The following is a 10,269-nucleotide window of genomic DNA, read 5'->3' on the forward strand; positions in this document are numbered from 1 at the left end:
GACAGCATCGCGCTTGAACTCGTCACTAAAATTGCCAGACCCCATCATGGCCTCCTTGCCTCAAAAATAGGGAAGAAGGCGTCCACAAATCTAGGGGCTATTCATAGCCCTTTGCCGGAAAGAAGTCGGCATTAGCCCCGCTGTAATGAGGTAGCCCGAATAGTCTGAGTTGTATGTGATCAGCATTTTCAGCCACTGAATCACCCCCGTCTGTGCTTATCTAACTATGACCAACACAAAATTGAAAGATCAAGTTCTCTGCTATTTGACGTTGGTGTGACGCAGATGAGAACATCATGAGTCACCAACAAGACAAAAACGAGAATGGCTGTCGAAAGAGGGTAAGCCAGAATGCTCGCGTTCAATAACAAATACCTGGTGTTCGACAATCGTACGGACCCCTTCCAACGGGCCGATGACGTGGGTTACGTGATCAGCGAGTTTCTCTGGTTTAAGGGCCGGCCGTTTTACCCCGTCTCAGCCTTGGCACAGGCGAGGATCAGCGAGTTCAATCTCGCGGCGAGAGAGTACAACGGAAGTAATGAAGATAACCTGGACCTCATCTTCCGGATGCCTAGGTCGGAAGGGGGACATTACTTTGAGATCATCTTACGTTCGGATGAAGGGACCGCATATGGTGGCTGGGCCTGGGGCGAAGAGCTCAGTTACCTCGATCGTTTCGTAAACGGTTATCGTGTTTTAGCGGCTTATATAGAAGGTCACCCGGTGACATTCGAATATTCCGCTCGCTGGCATCGTTACCGCCCTACCTCCGATCTGCCCATCAGTAAATCCGTGTTTCGTATCGAACAGGAGGTCCGAGGGGTAAGGAACGGATCGAACGTTGCGCCTGTCGTGTCAACAAGTATACAGGGATGAGCACAAGGCAAGTAACCTGATAGACAACAACCAAGAGTGGGTAGTTGAGTTTCAGTGTAAGCGGAACCTCAGCTCTAACCCGCGATAGTTCCTCCTGCTTATGGTAGATTCCGACCCTATAGAAGATCGGACCATGAAGCCGTCGAAGTTCAACGAAGCCCAGATCATCGACAACTTGAGGGAGGCTTAGGCAGGGGCGAAGACCTTTGCCGCCGGCACGGGATCAGTTCCTCGAGGTTCTATGCCTTGGAGGCGAAGTTGGGGGGCATGGAGATCTCCGACGCCAAGCTCAAGAGGCTGCTTGCCGACTCTATGCTCGATCAGGCTGCGGTAAAGGATCTACCGAGACGAAAGTTGTGATGCCCGCCGCCAGGTGCGAGGCCGTCGCGATCCTCGCAGAAACCCACGAGATGAGCGAGCGGCGGGCTTGTTTCGTGATCGGGGCGGACCGGACATCGGACCGCTACCGTAACCGGCCTCCCGACGATGCCAGCTGCGCGAGCGGATGTGAACGTTCGCTGGCGAACGCTGCCGGTTCGGTTGTCGGCGTTCGCATGTGCTGCTGAAGCGAGAGGGACTGATGATGAACCGCAAGAAGACCCAGAGGCTCTACCGCGAAGAGGGGCCGCCCGTTCGCAAGCGGCGCGGTCGAAAGAAGCAACCTGGACAAGGGCGCCACAGCTGACGGTCGCCGTGGCGAACGCCCGCTGGTCAGTCGACTTCGTCCACGACCAGTTCACGCATGGTCGCCGGTTCCGCTTGTTCAACGTGATCGATGATGTGACGAAGGAATGCCGGGCCGCCGTGGTCGACACCTCAATCTCTGGCCGCCGGGCCGCGCGCGGGCTCTCGGCAGTGATCGCCTGGCGCGGTAAACCCGGTCTGATTCGTGGCCTAGACCATGCCCGCGCCGTCGTCGCGGACTGGGTGGTAGGCTAAAACGCTGACCGACCCCACTCGGCCCTCAGCCACCAGACCCCTGCCGCCTTCGCGGCCCAACTCACCATAATGGGCGACCAGCTTCACGAAACGGAAACGTTCCGCGGTCGCCTATGGCGCCCTCGGTGCCACAGCGCCAAACTTAACCTCGAACTCCGCGATCAGCTGGGTGAATGTCGCGGTGGCACAGCGATACGGGTCGAATTTTCTGGAAATCAGGACGGATAGTCGCTAAATATCGTCCACAGCGCGTGCTGCGGTGCTGCGGGTCCCCCCGAAATCCACGGAGACTATGATCAACCTCTCACAAGGAGCGCGAACCCATGTCTTCGACGATATCCAAGGGCCGCATTCAATCTACTCTCCGCCACTTTCTTGATAACGAGGCATCTGGCGGTATCATCCTGATGTTCGTTGCCGCACTGGCAATTGCAACGGCAAATTCGCCGATGGCAGACGCGTATTTCCAGATCCTTCATGTCTATATCGGGCCGCTCAGCATCCAGCATTGGATCAATGATGCACTGATGGCTGCCTTCTTCCTTCTGGTGGGGCTGGAAATAAAGCGTGAGATGCTGGACGGCCAGTTATCTAGCTGGAGCAGGCGGATACTGCCGGGAGCTGCGGCGGCGGGAGGGATGGCATTTCCGGCACTGTTCTACGTTTACTTCAACTGGAACGATCCGTCGTCACTTAAGGGATGGGCCATTCCGACGGCGACCGATATTGCCTTCGCGCTCGGCGTTCTGTCGCTGTTCGGGAAACGTGTCCCGGCATCCCTGAAAATCTTTCTAGCCGCGTTGGCAATCATCGATGATCTCGGAGCAGTCATCGTAATCGCTATATTCTATACCGCCGACCTCAACCTGCTGGCACTTTCCGGCGCGGCTATTGTCGTCGGCAACCTAATTATTTTTAATCGGATGGGCGTGAAAGCATTGTGGCCCTACCTGGTGCTGGGCGCAGTGCTCTGGATTCTGGTCTTCTCATCCGGTATCCATGCTACGCTGGCGGGTGTCTTACTGGCGTTGACGATTCCGTTGAAGCTCACGCCGGGCATTCCGGAAGCCACTCACGCAGAATCTCCGCTCCACAAGCTGGAGCACCACCTGCACAAGCCCGTCGCCTTTGCCATCGTACCGATCTTCGGATTTGCCAATGCGGGCGTCTCGTTTGCCGGGGTTTCGATGTCGGTCATCACCGAGCCGCTGACCATGGGTGTCGCCGCCGGGCTGCTGCTTGGAAAGCTGGTCGGCGTTCTTGGAACGGTTGCAATTCTTGTAAACCTCAAACTCGCCGAGCTTCCTGCAAAAGCGAGTTGGGGACAGATGGCCGGGCTAGCTCTCTTGTGCGGTATCGGCTTCACCATGTCTCTGTTTATCGGATTGCTAGCGTTCAACGATCCGAACGTTCAGGATCATGTTAAGATTGGTATTCTACTGGGTTCACTGACATCGGGCGTTATCGGTGCGGTTTTGCTCACGGCATTTGGTCGTCGATCTGAAACATAGATCGGGTGCTCCGCGGTAGCAGTTCTTCGAACTGACTGGACTTGAGGTCGTTGACGATGGCGGTCATCGTGATGCTATTTTTGTCAACGTTTCCAGCATCATAGCGGATAGCTAGCGCGTCCATTGAACGCGGAATCGTTTTGACGATTCCTTTGCTGACGAAACGTTGATTGCCTTGCTCCGACTGATGATTTGGTCGGAGGGAATATGACACGAGCTTTCAGCGACGATCTTTATGGCCACGTCTTGGCTGCATCACGTGATGGTATGTCGGAGTGATCGGCTGTGGCTCGATTTGGGATCGGCATTTCGACAGCCATCGCCTGGACTGCCAGTGCGCAGCAGGGGCAGATGGCGCCAGCGAAACAGGGACGGTGTGGCGGCTCGCGGCTTGGTGCCCACAAGGATTACATCGTCGGTATAATAGAAGAGGCAAAGGACGTCTCGCTCAATGAGATGGCCCTGCGACGGTCGAAGAGCGGGCGGTCTCCATTCGGCGCAGCGGACTTGATGTCTGGCTGCGAAGCCTTGGCTGGAGATTCAAAAAAGACCGCAAATCTGTTCATTATCGACGACGTTGACCACTTTTCCATCTCATGCGGATCCACCTAAGCGGTGACAACCGCTTTAGATCAACATGATAACTGCAATTGACTGGTACGACGTGAACCTGAGTGTAATGCAGGTTACGGTTATTATTGTCGCTCACCTATACCGTGTTCACCCGACTCAGGCACCTGCTACTGAATTCCTCATACGCACCATCCTAGACCGACCCGCGACTTACGAGACGATAAGCTACCCGACGTTGGTGTGCTATACCGGGCTTCTGGGCGAGGCGATCCAGAAGCAGGGAAGCTGACTCGACGCCGATTTCGACACCGGGGGTGTGTATCGTTGTCAGTCCGGGTGGAATCTGCGCTGCAATATCGTAGTCGCCATACCCCATGATCGCCAGACGGCCCGGAACAGGCCAGCCAAGGCGAGTGCTTTCGAACATCGCGCCAACCGCCAATATATCGGTCATGCAGAACACGCCGTCGATCTCAGGCAGGACGTCGATCAACTGCAGAATACCCTTTGCGCCCGCCTCGTAGCCGTTGATTGACGCATCCATCAAAACGACATTCGCGGAATTGCCTCCGGCTTCGTTCATAGCCGTCCTGAACCCGTTGATGCGCTCGATAAGGCGCCTGTTGGTCGACGGATGGTATCCGATCATCCCGATTCGCCGGCGGCCCGCCTCGATCATGAAACGCACGGCGTCCGCTGCCGCGTCATGTTCGGAAAAGCCCGCCGACATGTCGGTCATATTTTCATGCAGATGCCAGGTCTCAACAACGGGCGTACCGGATTTCACGACTAGTTCCCGCGCGGTCGCGTCCTGAAGTTCGCCGGCGATCACGACACCGTCCACGCGCCGTCCGATCAGCGCGCGAAGGGCTTCAACCTCGCGCTCGCGCGTTTCGACGAGAGACATGATGAGGCTGTAGCCTTCTTTGGCGAGTGACTGCTCAAGCGCGTCGATCATGTCGGCGAAGCTGGAGTGGCGGATGGAAGGCGTCATGACCGCGATCACCTTGCTTTGCCCGGATACCAGATTGCCCGCGATTGTGTTCGGCACATAACCTAGCTTGGTGGCAGTCTCTATGACCTTCTGCCGCGTGGCGTCGGTTACCAGATGAGGATTGCGGAAACTGTTCGATACCGTCATCGGCGACACGCCAAGCACACGGGCAACATCCGACATGCGAATGGTCCCCTTTGCCTTTTTCATGACTTCCTCCACGCTTCACTCCTCATTTTTTTGCGACCGAATCCCGCTTCGATCACATTTATTGTAGCGACCTTGTGCCACTCGTCTCCGGATTTTTGTAGCGCTACAATAAATTTGTTGCAAACAGAATTTGTAGCGCTACAGTAGCGATTGTAGCGCTACAATAACGCATTTTGGAAAGGGAACGACTTGACATTCTCAATTCTTGCAAGAGACCCCGAGACCGGCATGTTCGGTATGGCGATGGGCTCCTCCGGCGTTGCGGCCGGCAATCGCTGCCCATGGGTGAGGGCAGGCGTCGGCGGCATCGCCACGCAGCACCGCACGGATACTCGCGCCGGCCCGCTCGGCCTGGATTTGCTCTCGAAGGGGTGCTCGGCAAATGAAACCGTGCGCATCTTGGCCGAAAGCAATGATTTCCCCGGTGAACGCCAGTTTGCCGCTGTGGATGTTCATGGTCGGGTGGCGTTCTATTCAGGTCCGGAGATTAACAATATCAACGGCGGCTACACCGGCGACCAGTGCGTTGCCACCGGTAATTTTATTGCCAATGAAGGTGTGCCGAAGGCGATGGTCGAGGCCTATGAGGCCGCCAAGGGTCTGGGCTTTGCCGAGCGCCTGCTGGCCGGTGTCGATGCCGGTCTCGCCGCCGGCGGCGAGACCAAAGCGATCGGTGCCGCATCGCTGACGATTGCCGACAAGGAAGCCTGGCCGCTGGTTGATCTGCGTGTTGACTGGCAGGACAGCCCTCTGACTGAACTGCGCCGGCTATGGGTTTTCTTTAAACCCTTCCAGCAGGTCTTCGTTGATCAGGTCATCCATCCGGAAACCATGGAAAAGCCGGTCGGCGCGCCGATGAACATCTGACATCGACTACCCGGGCAACACCGGGTAGCCACTCCCAAACAAAAATAAACCTTGAGGGGTAACCATGAAAAGAGCTCTATTTACTACCGCCGTCGTCCTCGCCTCGCTTCAGTCCGCCTGGGCCGAGGAAAAGACGCTTGTTATCAACTCCTATGGCGGGCCATACGAGGCCGTGCAGCGCAAGGTCATTTTCGAGCCCTTCGAAAAGAAGTATGGCGTGAAGGTGCAGGTCGCAACCGTCTATTCCGCCGACATGCTGGCGCAGCTTCGCGCTCAGAAAGCCGCGCCGCAGTTTGATGTCGTTCAATTCTCCGGTGGACAGGAAATCGTCGCCGCGATGGAGGAACTTCTTGCGCCTCTGGAAGCCTCTTCGCTTCCCAATGCTGCCAACCTCTATCCTTTTGCGTCCGAGGGCATTTCGAAGGGGTACGGCCCGGTCGCCCTCGTCACCGTCATGGGGCTAATCTACAATGAGAAGACCATTCCTCAGGCGCCGAAAGCCTGGAAAGACCTTTGGAACCCTGCCTATGATGGCCATGTGGTTCTGACCGATCTTTCCAATACCTATGGGCTGCAAAGCTTCATGATGATCAACAAGATCTCGGGCGGGAGTTTGGAGAACTGGCAGCCCGGCCTTGATCAGGTCACCAAGATACTCGACGGCTCGACCGTCATCACTTCTACCCAGGAGATGCAGCAGAACTTCGCGCAGAACGATGCGTGGATCGCACCTTTCGCGCAGGACTACGCCTATGTGATGCGCAAGGCGGGCCTTCCGGTGAAGTTCGTGCAGCCTGAAGAAGGTGGCTCGGCGCTTTACATTACCATGAATGCCGTCAAGGGCCGGCCGAATGCCGATCTTGCCGCCAAGCTTATCGACTTCAGCCTGTCGCCTGAAGTGCAGGTCGAACTGGCCCGCGAAATGCGCTACTCACCCACCAACCGCTTGGCCGAGCTTCCCGCCGATGTTGCCGGCGAGGTCGTTCATGGTGAAGGTCTCCAGCAGCTTATCCGTTTTGATCCCGCGACTGTCGCAGGGATAGCGCCCAAGATGGTCGCTGACTGGAAGCGGACGATTTCCCACTAAGTTTGGGCGCAGTAGGATCGAAGGGCAGATCTCTGTATTGCCCTTCGATCCCGCGGACATATGGCGGAAATAATGGACCGATATCCCCAAAGCGTGGCGTTGATAGCGCCCGGCGTTGCGATCATGATCGCCGCCTTCGCCGTCCCTGTCGCAATGATGCTCTCGATGGGCATACATGGTGATCAGGGCTTCACTTTTGAATATATTCTGGCCTTCGTGACAGACCCGTTTTACCTCGGCATCGGGTGGAGAACGGTAAAGCTTGCGCTGATAATTAGCGTGGTCTGTGTTCTTGTCGGCGTACCGCTCGCCTATGTCATGGCGCGCGGGTCGCGGCGATTGCGCACCTTTCTTCTAATCTGCGTAACTTTGCCCCTAATGACCAGCGTCGTCGTAAGAACGTTCGGCTGGATGGTGATCCTGGGCCGCAACGGTCTCATCGCGGACATGCTTTTCGATCTCGGCCTCGTACGGCGCAACTTCAGCCTGATGCAAACCGAAACGGCGATCGTGATAGGCATGGTGCAGGTGGTCTTACCGTTCATGGTTCTGACGGTGCTGGGTGTGATGCAGCGGCTCGATCCACGCCTGGAGGAGGCTGCGCGGGTCATGGGCTGCACATTCGTCGGCAGCCTGCGGCGGGTCGTTTTGCCGGGCGCCATGCCAGGTATCGTATCAGGCTTCCTGCTCGTATTTTCACTTTCGGCCAGTTACTTTGTAACCCCGATGCTTCTGGGTGGCGCACGCCTTCCGACGGTTGCTGCATCGATCTATGAGGCTGCGACCAAGACCCTTGAATGGAACTTTGCCGCCGCCCAGTCACTGATACTGCTCTGCGGGCTCCTCCTGCTTCTTTTCACCTATAGCCTTGCTGCGAGGAAAGCCAATGGTTGATCACAGCCCTCTCTGGCTTCGTCTTGTAACAGCGTGCCTCACCTCAACGATCGTGATCTTCCTCATCGCCCCGCTGTTGATTGTCGTCGGCGTTTCGTTCACAGCAGGTGATTACATTGCTTTCCCGCCACAGGGATTGAGTTTGCGCTGGTACGCTAAGATCCTTTCCGAACAAGTCTACACGTCTTCGTTCGCCATGAGCTTGTGGGTCGCATGCCTGGTAACGGTGAGTGCAACTGCAATCGGCACGGCGGCAGCCATTGCCCTCCACCGCGAAGTCCTGCCGGGCTCGCGTGCGATCTCCGGCTTCTTCTTCGCCCCGATCATCCTGCCCTCTATCATTCTGGGACTGGGTCTGCTCATCGTCTGGAGCCGCGTGATCGGCGCTACGTCGGTGCTGACGGTGTTCGTCGGTCACTTCGTGCTGGCCCTGCCTTATGTGATCCGGACAACGCTTGCTGTCCTGACAACGTCCGATCCCTTCCTGGAGGAGGCGGCTAGGACGATGGGTGCCGGCCCGTGGCAAAGCCTGTGGCGCGTGACCGTGCCGCAATGCGCGCCGGGGATCGCCGCCGGAGCCTTCTTCGCCTTCAATATTTCCTTCGACGAGGCAGTCGTTTCGTTGTTTCTGCGATCGCCTGACATCATGACCCTGCCGATCCAGATCTATACCCAGCTCGAATTCAGCCCCGACCCCTCAATCGCTGCCGTCTCCAGCCTGATGATCGGGCTTACGATCGTGCTTATCGTACTGATCGAGCGGGTAGTCGGTCTTCAGAAAATTACGGAGTGAGCTATGCGCACCGTCGAACTCGTCAATGTTCGCAAGTCCTATGGGCATACCGAAGTCATAAAGGGGGTGGACCTGAAGATTCAGGCTGGCGAGTTCGTCAGTCTGCTCGGCCCGAGCGGCTGCGGAAAAACCACTCTGCTGAGAATGCTTGCCGGTTTGGAGACCGCCAGCGGCGGCGACATCGTGATCGGCAGCCGGAGCTGTACCGACCTACCGCCTGAAAAGCGGAATATCAGCATGGTTTTCCAGTCTTACGCGCTCATCCCTCATCTCACAGTTCTGGACAACGTGCTCTTTCCGCTGCAGATGCGCAAGATCGGCGATCAGGCGGAGCGACGGGCCAGGGCCATGGCCGCCCTGCAGATGATCGGGCTCGATCATCTGGCGCAACGAAGGCCCCGTCAGCTGTCCGGCGGTCAACAGCAGCGCGTGGCGCTCGCGCGGGCCATTGTTCCAAGTCCTGATGTCCTGCTCCTCGACGAGCCGTTGTCCAATCTCGATGCGGCCATGCGGGAGAAAATGCAGGAAGAACTGATCTCGCTGCACCGGCGGACGGGGCTGACGACGATTTTCGTGACGCATGATCAAGAAGAGGCGCTGAGCTTGTCGGATAAGGTCGTGCTGCTGAATGCGGGCAGAATCGAACAGGTCGGCGCGCCGCGCGAGCTCTACAACGCACCGAAAACGCGCTTTTCAGCCCAGTTCATCGGCGCCACTAACGTATTCGACGTGGATGTCACGAAAGATGGCGCAAACTATGTTGCCAACCTGCAGCACGGCGTGAAGTTGTCGCTTGCCGAGGCTTCCGACACCGGGCCTGCCTGCGTCAGCTTTCGTCAGGAGGATGTTAGCCTTTCAGAGACCGGCGCAGCCGGAACCGGCCTGTTAGCCGGGAAGGTTGGAAACCGCATCTATCTCGGTTCGCGTATTCGCTATGTCGTCGACACGCCGCATGGAAAGATACGCTGCCTTTCCTCACCTGCGGACTATTTCGAGGTCGGTGCAAATGTGAATCTCACCATCGCGCCGGAAAAGATTCGGGTTCTCGCGCGGTAAACGAACAGAGTTGGCCCACGCCCTGTCTCGGCCAGAGTGAAGTTGGTCGCTGACAGGGCGGCATGACAACGCGCCTGTTCACCTCGGAGAGCATGAGGAGTTGCGCGGCGTGTATCCGAACATGCGGAAATCCCTGACGGCGGATTGGCCAATTCCAGTCCAACATAGCTGCCAACAACGTCAGACTAGTCTATCATGATGAGCGCTGCCGATCAGGGGAACACATCTCTTCGGCTTTCATCGACGCGACCGTCAACATCGTCATCTCCAAGTGGGCACCCAGTGACCACTGCACCTGGCGCTGATGGTGTGTGTAGATTCAGCGTGGAAACCAGCAAGTGATGACGAGATAGTGGGGCAACATGCCGTAAGCCCTTACCTGTTGATTGCCACTGAGAACTGACCCGGCGTTGCCTGATATTTCCATTGAGAATTGACCCATGTTCCAACTTTCCCTCGCATGTTT

8 protein-coding genes and 2 pseudogenes are annotated in these 10,269 nt (G+C 57.0%); 9 read left to right on the forward strand and 1 reads right to left on the reverse strand.

Annotated elements, in window-relative coordinates; genetic code table 11:
• Window positions 1-351: 351 nt before the first annotated feature.
• The 4 genes and pseudogenes from GGQ66_RS22475 to GGQ66_RS23210 all read left to right on the forward strand — a co-directional run.
• Window positions 352-879 carry a hypothetical protein gene (locus tag GGQ66_RS22475; protein ID WP_370686412.1) on the forward strand — a complete coding sequence of 176 codons (528 nt, stop codon included), beginning with the start codon at window positions 352-354 and terminating at the stop codon, window positions 877-879.
• A 133-nt stretch (window positions 880-1,012) separates the two neighbouring features.
• A pseudogene (locus GGQ66_RS23205) lies at window positions 1,013-2,046 on the forward strand (DDE-type integrase/transposase/recombinase).
• Between the two features lie 95 nt (window positions 2,047-2,141).
• On the forward strand, window positions 2,142-3,329 hold the full coding sequence (nhaA, locus tag GGQ66_RS22485) for a Na+/H+ antiporter NhaA (RefSeq protein WP_183795913.1): 1,188 nt from the start codon (window positions 2,142-2,144) through the stop codon (window positions 3,327-3,329).
• 207 nt (window positions 3,330-3,536) lie between these two features.
• Window positions 3,537-3,895 (forward strand): annotated as a pseudogene (locus GGQ66_RS23210) (IS630 family transposase); the annotation flags it as partial.
• Window positions 3,896-4,095: 200 nt separating this feature from the next.
• Here the strand turns inward: GGQ66_RS23210 and GGQ66_RS22490 are convergent.
• Window positions 4,096-5,106 (reverse strand): LacI family DNA-binding transcriptional regulator, encoded by a 1,011-nt coding sequence (locus tag GGQ66_RS22490; RefSeq protein ID WP_183795915.1) that lies wholly within the window; start codon window positions 5,104-5,106, stop codon window positions 4,096-4,098.
• Window positions 5,107-5,295: 189 nt separating this feature from the next.
• Between GGQ66_RS22490 and GGQ66_RS22495 the strand changes: the two genes are divergently transcribed.
• The 5 genes from GGQ66_RS22495 (at window position 5,296) to GGQ66_RS22515 (ending at window position 9,803) form a co-directional block, all read left to right on the forward strand.
• Window positions 5,296-5,973: a DUF1028 domain-containing protein gene (locus GGQ66_RS22495; protein WP_272872549.1), complete on the forward strand. Its 678-nt coding sequence runs from the start codon at window positions 5,296-5,298 to the stop codon at window positions 5,971-5,973.
• A 64-nt stretch (window positions 5,974-6,037) separates the two neighbouring features.
• The gene (locus tag GGQ66_RS22500) at window positions 6,038-7,060 is read left to right on the forward strand and encodes an ABC transporter substrate-binding protein (RefSeq protein ID WP_183795919.1); all 1,023 of its coding nucleotides are present in this window, start codon (window positions 6,038-6,040) and stop codon (window positions 7,058-7,060) included.
• Between the two features lie 72 nt (window positions 7,061-7,132).
• Window positions 7,133-7,954, forward strand: a complete 822-nt coding sequence (locus GGQ66_RS22505; protein WP_183795921.1) for an ABC transporter permease — start codon at window positions 7,133-7,135, stop codon at window positions 7,952-7,954.
• Window positions 7,947-8,747, forward strand: a complete 801-nt coding sequence (locus tag GGQ66_RS22510; RefSeq protein WP_183795923.1) for an ABC transporter permease — start codon at window positions 7,947-7,949, stop codon at window positions 8,745-8,747. The genes GGQ66_RS22505 and GGQ66_RS22510 overlap by 8 nt, the downstream gene beginning before the upstream one ends.
• 3 nt (window positions 8,748-8,750) lie before the next feature.
• On the forward strand, window positions 8,751-9,803 hold the full coding sequence (locus GGQ66_RS22515; RefSeq protein WP_183795925.1) for an ABC transporter ATP-binding protein: 1,053 nt from the start codon (window positions 8,751-8,753) through the stop codon (window positions 9,801-9,803).
• The last annotated feature ends 466 nt before the right edge of the window (window positions 9,804-10,269 follow it).

The sequence above is a fragment of the Allorhizobium borbori genome, from assembly GCF_014196535.1.
Classification (GTDB): Bacteria; Pseudomonadota; Alphaproteobacteria; order Rhizobiales; family Rhizobiaceae; genus Ectorhizobium; species Ectorhizobium borbori.